Genomic DNA, 14283 nt, shown 5'->3' on the forward strand with positions numbered 1-14283 from the left:
GCTGCCAGCAGCCGGCACCACCGTGCCCGGCTTACGGAGTGGCCAAAGCCCCTCCAACAACACAGTTGCTACAGGGACGTACTTGCAGCGTGTCCCGCGATGGTGGGCGGGCAAGGGCCCTGCAGCCAATCAACAGACCAGCCGCTCTGCCCCCGAAGCATCCACACCTCCAATGCACCTCTCAAGGCGCCAAGACCTTGAGCTTCAGCGCAGCTCTGGACGTCCCCAAACCGACCAATTGCGCAGACGCGCCCTGGCGGCTATACTCCGCCGGCTGTTTTGCGTCTTTACGCATTGCGTCGTCCACGTCGGACGTCACCGACGAATTCACACCTGCCGCCGCCATCCGTGCCGGGGTGCCCCGCGAGGGGTTCGACACGGAGGCGACAGGGAAGCCCAACCCCGGAATCATGTGCGTTTTGATGCGAGTCCCTCGCAACAGCCCGCACATCCATGTGCGGACTTTTCAACAACAAGCCGCGCACGGCGATTCCGCTACCAGGAATTACTTCAATGCCCCAAGTCACCATGCGTCAGATGCTGGAAGCCGGCGTCCATTTCGGTCACCAGACCCGCTACTGGAACCCCAAGATGGCGCCGTACATCTTCGGCGCGCGCGGCAAGATCCACATCATCAACCTCGAGAAGACCGTTCCGCTCTTCAACGATGCGATGAACTTTCTCTCCTCGATCGCGCAGAAGCGCGGCACCATCCTGTTCCTGGGCACCAAGCGCAGCGCGCGCGAGTCCATCAAGGAAGAAGCCGAGCGTTGCAACATGCCGTTCATGACCCAGCGCTGGCTGGGCGGCACGCTGACCAACTTCCGCACCGTCAAGCAGTCGGTTGCGCGCCTGAAGGAACTGGAAGCGGCCGAGACCGATGGCACCTTCGAGAAGCTGGTCAAGCACGAAGTGCTGGGCCTGCGTCGCGAGCGCGAGAAGCTGGACGCCTCGCTGGGCGGCATCAAGGAAATGAACCGCCTGCCCGACGCGATCTTCGTGATCGACATCGGCCATGAAGACATCGCCATCAAGGAAGCCAAGAAGCTCGGCATCCCGGTGATCGCCGTGGTCGATACCAACTACGACCCGGCCCTGGTCGACTACGCCATCCCGGGTAACGACGACGCCATCCGCGCCGTGCAGCTGTATGCACGCGCCGCTGCCGACGCCGTGCTGGAAGGCAAGGCTGCTGCTCCGAACTCCGCCTCCGTGCGCGAAGAAGAGTTCTCGGCCGAATCCGCCGACGAAGGCAAGGGCCGTCGCGCCCCGGCCAAGAAGACCGAAAAGAAGGCTGACGCTCCGGCCGACGCTGCAGCTCCGGCTGCTCCGGCTGCTCCTGCTGCCGAGTAATCGGCCTGCAATGCGGCCGCACCATGCTGTGCGGCCGCAGCCCCGACGGGACCATGGCGTCCCGTCGCCCGGGCCACTGAAGACATCTACGGGGGCGGCCAGCACATTGCGCCGTCTCCTCATTGGCGGAACATCTCCGCCGCATGCATTCGTCCAAACGAGGTAATTCCATGGAAATCACTGCTTCCCTGGTCAAGGAACTGCGCGAGCGCACTGGCGCCGGCATGATGGAGTGCAAGAAGGCACTCGTCGAAAACGCTGGCGACATCGACGCCGCCGCCGAATGGCTGCGCAAGTCGGGTCTGGCCAAGGCCGACAAGAAGGCCGACCGTGTCGCCGCCGAAGGCCGCATCGCGACCGCCCAGGCCGGCGGCAAGGCCGTGCTGGTCGAAATCAATTCCGAAACCGACTTTGTCGCCAAGGATGAGAACTTCCTGGCCTTCACCGAGACCGTGGCCACCGCCGCGCTGAACTCGGATGCGGCCGATGCCGAAGCGCTGAAGAGCGTCAAGCTCGACAGCGGCGAGACCATCGAAGAACGCCGCGCTGCGGTCATCGCCAAGGTCGGCGAGAACCTGCAGGTGCGTCGCCTGGTGCGCATCGACAGCGCAAACAACGTCGCAGCCTACGTGCACGGCGGCCGCATCGGCGTGCTGGTCGAGCTGAAGGGTGGCGACATCGAGCTGGCACGCGGCATCGCCATGCACATCGCCGCGATGAACCCGCCGCACGTCAAGGCCTCCGACGTTCCGGCCGAGTTCGTTGCCAAGGAAAAGGAAATCGAACTGGCCAAGATGTCCGAGAAGGACAAGTCCAAGCCGGCCGAGATCCTGGAAAAGATCATCAGCGGCAAGATCAGCAAGATCATCAACGAAGTCACGCTGTACGGCCAGCCGTATGTGCTGAACACCGATCAGACCGTGGAGCAGGCCGTCAAGGCGGCCGGCGCGGACGTGGTCGGCTTCCAGCGCCTGGCCGTTGGCGAAGGCATCGAGAAGGTGGTGGAAGACTACGCCGCCGAAGTGATGAAGCAGGCCGGCCTGGCCTGATCTTCGCCACACGCAAAAAAGCCGCGGCATGCCGCGGTTTTTTTTTGCCTGAAACCTGATGCGCATCCACACTGACGCTCAAAGCTGAAGCGCACGCATACACCACACCGACAACCGACCTCGACTCTACAGATGTTGTGACGGTCGCCGCTAAATCTGAATGCCGACAAGGCTCTCAGCGTCCAGAGCGCGCACATCGCAGCGCAGCGATGGCAAGGCTTGGCGTGCCCCACTCAACGAACGCAGCTGTATGCTTGCGCTCACTGTCGGCGATGAATCATGCAACCAGACCTCCAAGCCGCCCTGCACTACTGCCGCAATCTGCCATCGCCGCCCGGCGTCGCGCTGCGCATCATTGAACTTGCGCAAGACCCCGATGTGGACATGACCGCGACGGCCAATGTCATCGGCATGGACATGGCATTGAGCGCACGCATGCTGCGCGTTGCCAATTCGCCGCTGTACGCCAGCCGCCGCCGCATCGACAACCTCGGCCAGGCGCTGACCATGCTCGGCCTCAACGCCACCTTGAGCCTGGCACTTGGGTTTTCGATGGTGCACGGCGTGCGCAGCACCTTCACCGCGCATCCGCTGCATGAGCGCATCTGGCGCCGCGCCGGCTTGTGCGCACTGGCCAGCCGCATCCTCGGCCAGGCCTACGGCATCCGCAAACCCGAAGAATTGATGCTGGCCGGGCTGCTGCAGGACATCGGCAAGCTCGCCTTGCTGCAGGGCGCACCCGAGCTGTATGCACCGCTGCTGGAAACAGCACAGGACAACACCGCGCTGCTGGATGCCGAACGCGAGCATCTGGGCGCCACCCATGCCGAGGTCGGCGCCTGGCTTGCGCATCAATGGCAGTTGCCGCCGTATCTGCAGAACGCGATCGCACAGAGCGAAGAAGAGCCGGCCAGCCTGGAACCGTTCATGGCCTGTGTCGCGCTGTCCGGGCGACTGGCCGATATCTGGCTGTCGGCCAGCGCGGTCACCGCCACCGAACACGCGCAACAGCAGGCCCAGCAGGTGCTGGAACTGGATGCAGAACGCTTCGAAAAAGTGATCGAGCGCATCGCCGAATCGCTGCCCGAACTGGAAGCCCTGTTCGACATCCGCGTGCCGCAGCCCGAGCACATCCAGATGATCTTCGAGCAGGCCCGCGAGTTGGCGATGCTGCGCAGCCTGCGCGAGTTGCAGGATGTGGCCGAAGCGCGCCGGCATGCCGACGAATCGGAAAACCGCATGCGTCATCTGGCCGAACAGGCCAGCCGCGACGCACTCACCGGTGTGTTCAATCGGCACCAGCTCGGCACTGCGCTCGAGCACGAATTCGAGCTGGCATCACGCCAGAGCTGGCCGCTGTCGATCGCCTTCATCGACCTGGACGACTTCAAGCGCGTCAACGATTCGCATGGGCATCTGATCGGCGACGAGGTGCTGCGCAATTTTGCGCAGACACTGCAGCGGATGGTGCGCACCAGCGACCTGGTCGCACGCTATGGCGGCGAAGAATTTCTGGTGATCCTCCCCAACACCACAGCCGACGCCGCATTGATGGTGATCGAGCGCATCCTGGTCGAAACCGCACGCACGCCGATGGCGCAATTGCAGAGCGGACCGCTGCACATCACCTTCTCCGCAGGGCTGGCCACGCATGGCGGCGGCGGCCGCCAGTTCGAGAGCATCGAGCATTTATTGCAGGCTGCCGACAGCACGTTGTATCGCTCCAAGCATCGCGGCCGCAACCGTGTCACCGCCTACGATGCGACCGATGTGCCAGCCCCGCAGCCGCCACGCGCGCACTGAGCAACGCATCACGTCACGCCCCGACAAGCGAATTTTTACCACGCCCGGTGACAGGCTTCCGCTAGACTTGCCGGCGTTTGCCGATCCCCCACACCGAGGTTCCCCCCATGTCTGCACTTCCCTATCGCCGCATTCTTCTCAAACTTTCCGGGGAGGCGCTGATGGGAGACGGGGATTACGGCATCGACCCCAAAGTCATCAATCGCCTCGCCCATGAAGTGATCGAAGCGCAGCAGGCCGGCGCGCAGGTCGCACTGGTGATCGGCGGCGGCAACATCTTCCGCGGCGCAGGTCTGGCCGCCAGCGGCATGGACCGCGTCACCGGCGACCACATGGGCATGCTGGCCACCGTGATCAACGCACTGGCGATGCAGGACGCGCTGGAAAAGCTCGGCGCCAAAGTGCGCGTGATGAGCGCGATCAAGATCAACGACGTGTGCGAAGACTTCATCCGCCGGCGCGCGATCCGTCATCTGGAAAAGGGCCGCATCGCCATCTTCGCCGCCGGCACCGGCAACCCGTTCTTCACCACCGACTCGGGTGCGGCGCTGCGCGCGATCGAGATCGGCGCCGACCTGCTGCTCAAGGCAACCAAGGTCGACGGCGTCTACGACAAGGACCCGAAGAAGCACACCGATGCGGTGCGTTACGACACCCTGACCTACGACCAGGTCATCATGCAGGGCCTGGAAGTGATGGACACTGCCGCCTTCGCCCTGGCACGCGACAGCGACCTGCCGCTGCGCATCTTCGGCATGAGCGAGCCCGGCGTGCTGCTGCGCATCCTGCACGGCGAGCAGATCGGCACGCTGGTTCAGGGCCGCAGCTGAGGTCGGGAATCGGGAATCGGGATTGGGGAATCGCAAAAGCGCCGTTCCCGGAACTGCGCTGATACCTGATCGATAACGGCGCCGGGCGTGAAGCGGCGCCAGAGGTGAACCGGCTGCGCAGGAGGCTGCCAGCCGGCAAGTCTCCAAACGCAGTCCCGGCTATAATCCCCGGATTCAGCTCCACACGGATTCCGGCGATGCTCAACCAGATCAAACAAGACGCGCTCACGCGCATGACCAAGAGCATCGATGCTCTGCGCCATTCCCTGACCACCGTGCGTACAGGCCGCGCCTCTCCGGCGCTGCTGGACAACATCAAGGTCAAGGCATACGGCACCGACACCCCCTTGAATCAGGTTGCCAGCATCAGCGTCTCCGAAGGCCGCTCGCTGGTGATCAGCCTGTTCGACAAGGGCATGATCAAGGACGTCGAAAAAGCGATCTACGCCTCGGATCTGGGCCTGACCCCGACCGTGGTCGGCACCGTGATCCGTCTGAACCTGCCGCCGCTGACCGAGGAGCGCCGCAAGGAGCTCAGCAAGTCCGTGCATGGCGAAGGCGAAGACAGCAAGGTGGCCATCCGCAACATCCGTCGCGATGCCAACCAGCAGGTCAAGGATCTGCTCAAGGACAAGGCAGTCACCGAAGACGAGGCGCGCAGCGCCGAAGACGACATCCAGAAGCTCACCGACAAGGCCATCAAGGACGTGGATGAGGTCGTCAAGGGCAAGGAACAGGAACTGATGACGGTCTGATCGTGGCATCCCCTGCCATGCATCCAGAACCATCCGCTGCCGCTGTGCCGCGCCACATCGCCATCATCATGGATGGCAATGGGCGTTGGGCGCAGCGTCGGCGGCGTCCGCGCATGATCGGCCATCGCGCAGGCGCGCGTGCGGTCAATCGCACCATCGATTTCTGCCTGGAAAAAGGCGTCTCGGCGCTCACCCTGTTCGCGTTCTCCAGTGAGAACTGGGGCCGCCCGCAGGAAGAAGTCGACGCGCTGATGAAGCTGTTCCTGCATGCGATCGATCGCGAGGTCGACGAACTGCAGCGGCGTGGCGTGCAAGTGCGCTTCATCGGCGATCGCAGCCGCTTTGCCGCGCCGTTGCGCGAGCGCATGGCCGGCGCCGAACGCATCACCGCCGCCAACTCGCGCCTGGTGCTGAGCATCGCTGCCAGCTACGGCGGCCGCCAGGACATCGCGCTGGCCGCACGTGCACTGGCCGAAGAAGTGGCTGCCGGCCGCCTGCAGCCGCAGCAGATCGACGAAGCCCTGCTGGCCAGCCGGATCGCATTGGCCGACCTGCCGGCGCCGGATCTGTTCATCCGCACCGGTGGCGACACCCGCATCAGCAATTTTCTGTTGTGGCAGCTGGCCTACACCGAACTGTGGTTCACCGAAACCCTGTGGCCGGAGTTCGATGCCGCGGTGCTGCAGCAGGCGCTGGACGACTATGCCGGGCGCGAACGTCGCTTCGGCCTGACCAGCGCCCAGATTGCCGACAAGGCGACAGAGGCCTCCTCCGCATGACCAGGACCCGCGTGATTGCCGCGTTGATCATGGCGCCGCTCGCCATCTGCGCGATCGTGCTGCTGCCGACTCAATGGCTGGCAGCGCTGGCGGCGATCCTGTTCCTGACCGGCCTGTGGGAGTGGCTCAAGCTGTCCGGCATCGACGACAGCCTGCCGCGCACCGTGCTGCTGATGCTCAATCTGCTGCTGATGGTGCTGATGGTGTGGGCGTCGGCCGGCTCCATGGTGCTGTTCCAGATTGCCGCGTTGGTGGGCGTGGCCTGGTGGCTGCTGGCCTTGCTCTGGCTGCGCTTTTTCACCTTTGGCGCCGACCACGGCAACGGCCAGGCGCGTGCGCTCAAGCTGGCCGCCGGCACGCTGGCGGTGCTGCCGGCCTGGGCCGCGCTGGTGCTGCTGCATGCCAATCCGGACAAGGGCAATCTGTGGTTGCTGACCGCGCTGACCATGGTCTGGGCGGCCGATTCGGGCGCGTATTTCGCCGGTCGCGCGTTCGGCAAGCACAAGCTGGCGCCGCGGGTCAGCCCGAACAAGACCATCGAAGGCCTGCTCGGCGGCATGGTTGCCGGCATCGTGGTCGCCTGCGCATTCGGCTGGCTGGCCGGTCTGACCCTGGCGCATGTGCCGCAGCTGATGCTGGTCTCCGCCATTGCGGTGCTGGCCTCGGTGCTGGGCGACCTGTTCGAGAGCCTGCTCAAGCGCCACGCCGGCGCCAAGGATTCGGGCGCGGTGATTCCGGGCCACGGCGGCGTGCTGGATCGCATCGATGGCGTGCTCGCCGCCCTGCCGGTGTTCGCACTCGGCAAGGAAATTCTCGGATTCTAGGCATGGCTGGCTCCTCTCTCCGTCAGGTCGCCGTGTTCGGCGCCACCGGCTCGATCGGTGCGTCGGCATTGGATGTGATCGCCCGTCACCCCGAGCGGCTGCGTGCCAGCGTGCTGTCGGCCGGCAGCAAGGTCGACGAACTGCTGGCGCTATGCGCCGCGCATCGGCCCGCGCATGCGGTGATTGCCGACTACTCCCTGTACCCGGCGCTGCGCGATGGCTTGCGTGCGGCAGGCCTGGCCACGCAGGCGCATGCCGGTAGCGAGGCGCTGGATGCACTGGCCGGCAGCGATGCCTGCGACACCGTGGTGGCCGCCATCGTGGGCGCCGCCGGCCTGCCTTCGACCCTGGCCGCCGCCCGCGCCGGCAAGCGCCTGCTGCTGGCCAACAAGGAATCGCTGGTGCTTGCCGGCGAGCTGCTGACCCGCACCGCGGCGGCGGCGGGCGCGGAGATCATCCCGATCGACAGCGAGCACAGCGCCATCTTCCAGTGCCTGCGCTCCTGCGACGCCAGCCGTGGCGTGCGCCGGGTGATCCTGACCGCCTCCGGCGGCCCGTTCCGTGGCTGGGAGCGCGCCGCGCTGGGCGCGGTCACCCCGGCGCAAGCGGTCGCACATCCCAAATGGTCGATGGGCCCGAAGATTTCGGTGGATTCGGCGACCCTGATGAACAAAGGCCTGGAAGTCATCGAGGCGCATCACCTGTTCGGCCTGCCCGGCGCGCAGATCGATGTGCTGGTGCACCCGCAAAGCCTGGTGCATTCGCTGGTCGAATTCGTCGACGGCTCCACCCTGGCCCAGCTTGGCCTGCCGGACATGCGCACCACCCTGGCGGTCGGCCTGGCGTGGCCGGAGCGGGTCGAATCGGGCGTTGCCGGGCTGGATCTGCTGAGCCAGGGGCGACTGGATTTCGAAGCGCCGGACACCGCCGCATTTCCGTGTCTGCGGCTGGCCTGGGAGGCACTGGAGGCCGGTGGAACCGCGCCAGCGATCCTGAACGCGGCCAACGAAGTGGCTGTTTCAGCCTTTCTTCAGGGCAAAGTGGGTTTCCTAGCGATCCCAGCGTTGGTCGAACACACACTGACAACGCTCCCACGGCACAATGCCGACACCCTCGACACCCTTCTTTCTGCCGATGCCCAAGCACGGCAGATCACTGAACGCGCCCTCGCCCATCATTCCTTTCATGCCTGATCGATCCACGCAGCCGAGTTGCATCTATGGGTGATTTCATCGGTTCGGTCTGGTGGATGATCGTCAGCCTGGGCGTGTTGGTGACGTTTCACGAATTCGGCCACTTCTGGGTCGCGCGCCGCTGCGGCGTCAAGGTGCTGCGCTTTTCGGTGGGCTTCGGCAAACCGCTGTGGATGCGCCGCGACCGCCACGGTACCGAGTTCGCGATCGCCGCGATTCCGCTGGGCGGCTACGTCAAGATGCTCGACGAGCGCGAAGGCGAAGTACATCCGGCCGAGCAGGATCAGGCCTTCAATCGCAAAACGGTGTGGCAACGCATCGCCATTGTCGCCGCCGGTCCGATCGCCAACCTGTTGCTGTGCATGGCAATGCTGTGGGCGATGTTCGTGGTCGGCAAGCAGGATTATTCGGCCACCGTCGGCCGCGCTGATGGCCTGGCTGCCGAAGCCGGGCTGACGCCTGGCGAGCGCATCGTGCGGATCGACGACCGCAACGTGAGCAGCTGGAGCGATGCCAGCATGCAGCTCACCACCGCAGCGATGGACAGGCGCGATATCCGCGTGCTGACCGCCGCCGAGGGCGCTGGCAACAGCGAGCACACCCTGCGCCTGTCGCAGCTGCCGGCCGGTTTCGACGAGCGCCGCGTGGCCGCGCTGGCCGGCATCGGCTGGCAGTTCATGCTGCAACCGCCGGTGGTGGGTCAGGTGGTCGCCGGCTCTGCCGCCGAAGGCCTGCTCAAGCCGGGCGACCGCATTGTCGCCATCGATGGCCAGCCGATCCGCTCGGCCGACGAGATTCCTGCCCAGCTGCAGACGCTGGGCGCGCAGGGCGGGAACGGCATGATCGAGGTCGCACGCGGCGAAGACCGGCTGGCGCTGGAAATTGCTCCGCGCAAGTCGCCGCAAGGACAGTGGATGCTGGGCGTGGGCTTTGCAGCCGCACCAGCACCGGCCTACGACAGCCGCCAGCAATACGGCCTGTTCGCTGCGGTGCCCGCCGCCATCCGCGAAACCGGCAAGATGACCGCCGATTCGCTGGGCATGATGAAGCGCATGCTGACCGGCCAGGCCTCGGTGAAAAACATCTCCGGCCCGGTCACAATTGCGCGCGCCGCCAATGCCTCGGCCGAACGCGGGCTCGACTGGTTCCTGTATTTCCTGGGATTGCTGTCGCTCAGCCTGGCGATCATCAACCTGATGCCCATCCCGATCTTGGACGGTGGGCATCTGCTGTATTACCTTATCGAGTTGATCAAGGGCAGCCCGATCAGCGAACGGGCCATGATGGCCGGGCAATATGTCGGCCTGGCGCTCCTGGCAGGGCTGATGGGACTGGCGTTCTACAACGACATCCTCGGCCTGCTTCCACGATGAAACTGCTCCACCCTTTCCGCCTGTTGTCGTCGTCATACGTCGGCATCCAGCAACACCCGAAATCGACTCCAACCGGATGTGACATGACGCGTCTTCCCACTCGCCGCCTGCTTGCCCTCGCTCTTGCCGCCGGCCTCAGCCTGCCAGCCCTCGCCCTGGCGGCCGAGCCGTTCGTTGCCAGCGACATCCGCGTCGACGGCCTGCAGCGCATTGCCTCCGGCACCGTGTTCACCTATCTGCCGGTGAATCGCGGCGACACCGTGGACGATGGCAAGGTTGCCGACTCGATCCGCGCGCTGTACCGCACCGGCTTCTTCGAAGACGTGCAGCTGGATCGCCAGGGCAACATCCTGGTGATCACGGTCAAGGAGCGCCCGGCGATCAACAAGCTCACCGTGACCGGCAACAAGGACATCAAGTCCGAAGAGCTGCTCAAGGGCCTGGGCGACATCGGCCTGACCGAAGGCGGCACCTTCGACCGGCTGAGCCTGGACCGCGTGACCCAGGAACTGACCCGCCAGTACAACAACCGCGGCAAGTACAACGTCGAGATCACCCCGACGGTGAGCCCGCTGGATCGCAACCGCGTGGACGTGGCCATCGCGATCAAGGAAGGCAAGGCGGCCAAGATCCGCCACGTCAATCTGATCGGCACCGAGAAGTTCGCCAACGAGGACATCCTGGAAAACTGGGAATCCAAGGAGCACAACTGGGCCTCGTGGTATCGCCGCGACGACCAGTACTCCAAGGAAAAGATGTCCGGCGACCTGGAGAAGCTCAACTCCTGGTACCTGGACCGCGGCTACGTGGACTTCAGCATCGACTCCACCCAGGTGGCGATCAGCCCCGACAAGCGCGACATGTTCGTCAGCGCCGGCGTCACCGAGGGCGAGCAGTACAAGATTTCCGAGATCAAGGTCACCGGCGACACCGTGTTGCCGCAGGCCGACATCGAGCGCCTGGTGATTCCCAAGGCCGGCGACATCTTCTCGCGTGCGTTGCTGGAATACACCTCCGATGCGATCACCAACACGCTGAGCAACGTCGGTTACGCGTTCGCCAAGGTCAACCCGATTCCGACGCCGAACCGCGAGGACCGCACCGTTGCGGTGAACCTGCAGGTGGTACCGGGCCCGCGCGTCACCGTGCGCCGCATTCTCTACAAGGGCAACAGCCGCACCTCGGATGAAGTCTTGCGCCGCGAAATGCGCCAGTTCGAAAACACCTGGTACTCGCAGGCGGCGATCGACCGTTCCAAGATCCGTCTGCAGCGCCTGGGCTACTTCGAGAGCGTGGACGTGGAAACGCCGGCCGTGCCGGGCAGCAACGACCAGGTCGACGTGGTCTACAACGTCAAGGAAACCACCTCCGGCAGCTTCGTGTTCGGCCTGGGTTACTCGCAGAGCTTCGGTGTGACCACCTCGGTGCAGTTGTCGCAGAACAACTTCCTGGGCGGCGGTAACCGCGTGGCGGTGGAAGCCTCGCGCAGCACCTTCCAGCAGCGTTACGCGTTCTCCTACACCAACCCGTTCTTTACTGACGACGGCGTGTCGCTGGGCTACAACCTGTCCTGGCGCGCACTCGACTACTCGGACTTCAACACCGCGCAGTTCAACAGCAAGAATGGCTCGGCGCAGGTGGTGTTCGGCGTACCGATCACCGAGAACGATACCGTCTCGGCAATGGTCGGCATCGACAGCAATCAGATCACCACCTTCCCGGGCACCACGCCGCGGGCGATCATCGATTACATCGATGCGATCGGCACCCGTACCTTCCACGCCTGGCGTACCGAGCTGGGTTGGGCGCGCGATACCCGCAACGACTTCTTCATGCCAACCCGCGGCATGTACCAGCGCGTGGGTCTGGAAACCACCCTGCCCGGCTCCACGGTCGAGTACTACAAGCTCAATTATCAGATCTCCAACTACTGGCCGATCATTCCGGCGATCGTGTTGAACACGCGCTTCGAGTTGGGCTATGGCGACAGCTACGGCAACGACAGCACGCGTGTGGTGACCGATGGCAATGGCGTGTCACGCACCATCACCGCCACCGGCCTGCCGTTCTACGAGAACTTCTACGCCGGCGGCACCAACTCGGTGCGCGGCTTCGAAGACAACACCCTGGGCCCGCGTTCGGAAACCATCAACGGATTCAATCGCGGCCAGCCGCTCGGTGGCTCGTTCAAGACCGTGGGCTCGGTGGAAATGTATTTCCCCAAGCTGTTCGACAGCCCGTCGGCGCGCGTGTCGGCATTCTTCGACTTCGGTAACGTGTATAGCGGCGTGGACAACTTCAAGGCCAATGAACTGCGCGCGTCCACCGGCGTGGCGCTGTTGTGGCGCGCACCGGTCGGCCCCATCTCGATCAGCTACGCGTTCCCGCTGAAGAAGGAAGACAACGACGAGATCGAACGTCTGCAGTTCACCTTCGGCGGCCAGTTCTAAGAGCTGCAGGCAAAACAATGGCGGCCCGAACTTCGGGCCGCCATTGTTTGTTTGACTGATTCCTGTCTGAAACCCGGACTTAGAAGTAGGTGTTCCAGACGTTGCCCAGGCAGGTGGCGGTGGCGCCCCAATCGGACGAGTCCACGCACTGGACCTGCTGGTCCCAGAATCCCTGAGCGTTGGCGCGCTGTTCTGTGAAGTCGTCGGCCGAGGCACTGGCAACCGCGCCCAGCAGGATCACGCTTCCGAAAATGGAGAGGACAGTTTTCATATGCTTTTCCTGGGTTCGCCGCATAGTTGCGGCCCAGCCAGAGATACGCCCGACTGTTTGGCAAACGTTTGGCAACGTTTTTTTTCCGTAAAACCAGCCACTTAATGTTTACGCGAGGTTCACCCTGATGCGCTTGACCGCCAGTGCGATTGCCGAACAATTTGGGTTGACCGTCGTTGGCGACGGCACCACCGAAGTCACCGGTGTCGCCACCCTGGCGCATGCCGGCGCGGGGCAGCTGAGCTTCCTGTCCAACCCACGCTATCGGCCGCAGCTGGCTGACACTCAGGCAGCCATCGTTGTCCTGCGCGCCGACGACGCGCAGTCCGCGCGCGGCACTGCGTTGGTCGCCAAGGATCCCTATACCGCGTTCGCCAAGATCGCTGCCTTGTTCGATGTGGCGCCAGTGCGCGAACCGGGCATCCATCCCTTGGCGGTGATCGACCCCACCGCTCAGGTCTCCCCAAGCGCGCATGTCGGCCCGTTCGTCAGCATCGGCGCGCGCAGCCGCGTGGGCGATGGCTGCGTGATCGGCACCGGCAGCATCATCGGCGAAGACTGCGTGGTGGACGATGGCAGCGAACTGATCGCCCGCGTCACCCTGGTGACCCGCGTGCGGTTGGGCAAGCGGGTGCGCATTCACCCCGGCGCGGTGATCGGTGCCGACGGTTTCGGCCTGGCGATGGATGCCGGCCACTGGATCAAGGTGCCGCAACTGGGCGGTGTGGTGATCGGCGACGATTGCGAGATTGGCGCCAACACCTGCATCGACCGCGGCGCGCTGGAAGACACCGTGCTGGAAGAAGACGTGCGCGTGGATAACCTGGTGCAGATTGCGCACAACTGCCATATCGGTGCGCATAGCGCGATCGCTGGCTGCACCGGCATTGCCGGCAGCGCCAAGATCGGCCGTTACTGTCTGCTCGGCGGGCATGTCGGCGTGGTCGGCCACCTGGAGATCTGCGACAAGGTCGTGATCACCGGCAAATCGGTGGTGCGCAATTCCATCCATGAGCCGGGCGAGTATTCGTCCGGCACCCCTCTCACCGACAATCGCACGTGGCGCAAGAATGCCGCGCGCTTCAAACAACTCGATGTGCTGGCAAGGCGCATTCTGGCTGTGGGCAAGGAGAAAGAATGAGTTACCCCACGTATGAGCTGCCGATCGACGTCAGTCAGATCCAGACGCTGCTCCCGCATCGTTACCCGTTTCTGCTGGTCGACCGGGTCCTCGAACTCGATCTGGAAACCAAGTGGATCGTTGCGCAGAAGAACGTCACCATCAACGAGCCGTTCTTTCAGGGCCACTTCCCGAACCGCCCGGTGATGCCTGGCGTGCTGATCATCGAGGCGCTGGCGCAGGTCGGTGGCGTGATGACCCAACTCGGTTTGGGCCGCGATGCGTTGTCGCAGTTGTTCTACATGGTCAAGGTCGACAACGCCCGCTTCAACAAGCAGGTGATCCCGGGCGATGTGTTGATCATGGAGGTGAAGATGAAGCGCCTGATCCGTAACGTGGGATGCTTCTACGGCGAGGCCAAGGTCGATGGCGAAGTGGTGGCCAGTGCCGAGGTGATGTGCGCCGGCGCCAGGTAATAACCCG

General features: G+C 64.3%; 13 protein-coding genes. 12 read left to right on the forward strand and 1 reads right to left on the reverse strand.

The window, feature by feature from the left end; genetic code table 11:
- The first annotated feature begins 513 nt into the window (after window positions 1–513).
- From rpsB to bamA, 10 genes are all read left to right on the forward strand, one after another.
- Complete coding sequence (rpsB, locus tag XcyCFBP4188_RS11210) at window positions 514–1353, forward strand: 30S ribosomal protein S2 (protein ID WP_006452836.1); 840 nt, start codon at window positions 514–516, stop codon at window positions 1351–1353.
- 143 nt (window positions 1354–1496) lie between these two features.
- Entirely contained in the window at window positions 1497–2402 is a 906-nt protein-coding gene (tsf, locus tag XcyCFBP4188_RS11215) for a translation elongation factor Ts (protein WP_436580857.1), read from the forward strand.
- Window positions 2403–2681: 279 nt separating this feature from the next.
- Complete coding sequence (locus tag XcyCFBP4188_RS11220; RefSeq protein WP_006452834.1) at window positions 2682–4205, forward strand: sensor domain-containing diguanylate cyclase; 1524 nt, start codon at window positions 2682–2684, stop codon at window positions 4203–4205.
- Window positions 4206–4312: 107 nt separating this feature from the next.
- Window positions 4313–5035 (forward strand): UMP kinase, encoded by a 723-nt coding sequence (gene pyrH / locus XcyCFBP4188_RS11225; protein WP_006452833.1) that lies wholly within the window; start codon window positions 4313–4315, stop codon window positions 5033–5035.
- 197 nt (window positions 5036–5232) lie between these two features.
- Window positions 5233–5790 (forward strand): ribosome recycling factor, encoded by a 558-nt coding sequence (gene frr, locus XcyCFBP4188_RS11230; protein ID WP_006452832.1) that lies wholly within the window; start codon window positions 5233–5235, stop codon window positions 5788–5790.
- Between the two features lie 17 nt (window positions 5791–5807).
- On the forward strand, window positions 5808–6569 hold the full coding sequence (gene uppS, locus XcyCFBP4188_RS11235) for a polyprenyl diphosphate synthase (RefSeq protein WP_167393534.1): 762 nt from the start codon (window positions 5808–5810) through the stop codon (window positions 6567–6569).
- Entirely contained in the window at window positions 6566–7393 is an 828-nt protein-coding gene (locus tag XcyCFBP4188_RS11240; protein WP_006452830.1) for a phosphatidate cytidylyltransferase, read from the forward strand. The genes uppS and XcyCFBP4188_RS11240 overlap by 4 nt, the downstream gene beginning before the upstream one ends.
- Before the next feature lie 2 nt (window positions 7394–7395).
- Window positions 7396–8586, forward strand: a complete 1191-nt coding sequence (locus tag XcyCFBP4188_RS11245) for a 1-deoxy-D-xylulose-5-phosphate reductoisomerase (RefSeq protein WP_104592124.1) — start codon at window positions 7396–7398, stop codon at window positions 8584–8586.
- A 26-nt stretch (window positions 8587–8612) separates the two neighbouring features.
- On the forward strand, window positions 8613–9959 hold the full coding sequence (gene rseP, locus XcyCFBP4188_RS11250; RefSeq protein ID WP_104592125.1) for an RIP metalloprotease RseP: 1347 nt from the start codon (window positions 8613–8615) through the stop codon (window positions 9957–9959).
- Window positions 9960–10042: 83 nt separating this feature from the next.
- Window positions 10043–12409: an outer membrane protein assembly factor BamA gene (gene bamA, locus XcyCFBP4188_RS11255; RefSeq protein ID WP_006452827.1), complete on the forward strand. Its 2367-nt coding sequence runs from the start codon at window positions 10043–10045 to the stop codon at window positions 12407–12409.
- Between the two features lie 79 nt (window positions 12410–12488).
- Here the strand turns inward: bamA and XcyCFBP4188_RS11260 are convergent, their stop codons facing one another.
- Window positions 12489–12680, reverse strand: a complete 192-nt coding sequence (locus XcyCFBP4188_RS11260) for a hypothetical protein (protein WP_006452826.1) — start codon at window positions 12678–12680, stop codon at window positions 12489–12491.
- 127 nt (window positions 12681–12807) lie between these two features.
- On the opposite strand from XcyCFBP4188_RS11260, the gene lpxD reads away from it, so the two are divergent.
- Both lpxD and fabZ read left to right on the forward strand, forming a co-directional pair.
- A complete protein-coding gene (gene lpxD, locus XcyCFBP4188_RS11265) occupies window positions 12808–13821 on the forward strand; it encodes a UDP-3-O-(3-hydroxymyristoyl)glucosamine N-acyltransferase (RefSeq protein WP_006452825.1) in 1014 nt (337 codons plus the stop codon).
- Window positions 13818–14276: a 3-hydroxyacyl-ACP dehydratase FabZ gene (fabZ, locus tag XcyCFBP4188_RS11270; RefSeq protein ID WP_006452824.1), complete on the forward strand. Its 459-nt coding sequence runs from the start codon at window positions 13818–13820 to the stop codon at window positions 14274–14276. Before lpxD ends, fabZ begins: the two co-directional genes overlap by 4 nt.
- Window positions 14277–14283 lie beyond the last annotated feature (7 nt).

It is taken from the genome of Xanthomonas hortorum pv. cynarae (assembly GCF_002939985.1).
GTDB classification, from domain to species: domain Bacteria; phylum Pseudomonadota; class Gammaproteobacteria; order Xanthomonadales; family Xanthomonadaceae; genus Xanthomonas; species Xanthomonas hortorum_D.

Coding starts and splice junctions, on each gene's coding strand:
- pyrH (WP_006452833.1), top strand. CDS start 4,313: ATGTCTGCACTTCCCTATCGCCGCATTCTTCTCAAACTTTCCGGGGAG.
- tsf (WP_436580857.1), top strand. CDS start 1,497: ATGCATTCGTCCAAACGAGGTAATTCCATGGAAATCACTGCTTCCCTG.
- XcyCFBP4188_RS11240 (WP_006452830.1), top strand. CDS start 6,566: ATGACCAGGACCCGCGTGATTGCCGCGTTGATCATGGCGCCGCTCGCC.
- lpxD (WP_006452825.1), top strand. CDS start 12,808: ATGCGCTTGACCGCCAGTGCGATTGCCGAACAATTTGGGTTGACCGTC.
- XcyCFBP4188_RS11220 (WP_006452834.1), top strand. CDS start 2,682: ATGCAACCAGACCTCCAAGCCGCCCTGCACTACTGCCGCAATCTGCCA.
- fabZ (WP_006452824.1), top strand. CDS start 13,818: ATGAGTTACCCCACGTATGAGCTGCCGATCGACGTCAGTCAGATCCAG.
- XcyCFBP4188_RS11260 (WP_006452826.1), bottom strand. CDS start 12,680: ATGAAAACTGTCCTCTCCATTTTCGGAAGCGTGATCCTGCTGGGCGCG.
- bamA (WP_006452827.1), top strand. CDS start 10,043: ATGACGCGTCTTCCCACTCGCCGCCTGCTTGCCCTCGCTCTTGCCGCC.
- rpsB (WP_006452836.1), top strand. CDS start 514: ATGCCCCAAGTCACCATGCGTCAGATGCTGGAAGCCGGCGTCCATTTC.
- rseP (WP_104592125.1), top strand. CDS start 8,613: ATGGGTGATTTCATCGGTTCGGTCTGGTGGATGATCGTCAGCCTGGGC.
- frr (WP_006452832.1), top strand. CDS start 5,233: ATGCTCAACCAGATCAAACAAGACGCGCTCACGCGCATGACCAAGAGC.
- XcyCFBP4188_RS11245 (WP_104592124.1), top strand. CDS start 7,396: ATGGCTGGCTCCTCTCTCCGTCAGGTCGCCGTGTTCGGCGCCACCGGC.
- uppS (WP_167393534.1), top strand. CDS start 5,808: ATGCATCCAGAACCATCCGCTGCCGCTGTGCCGCGCCACATCGCCATC.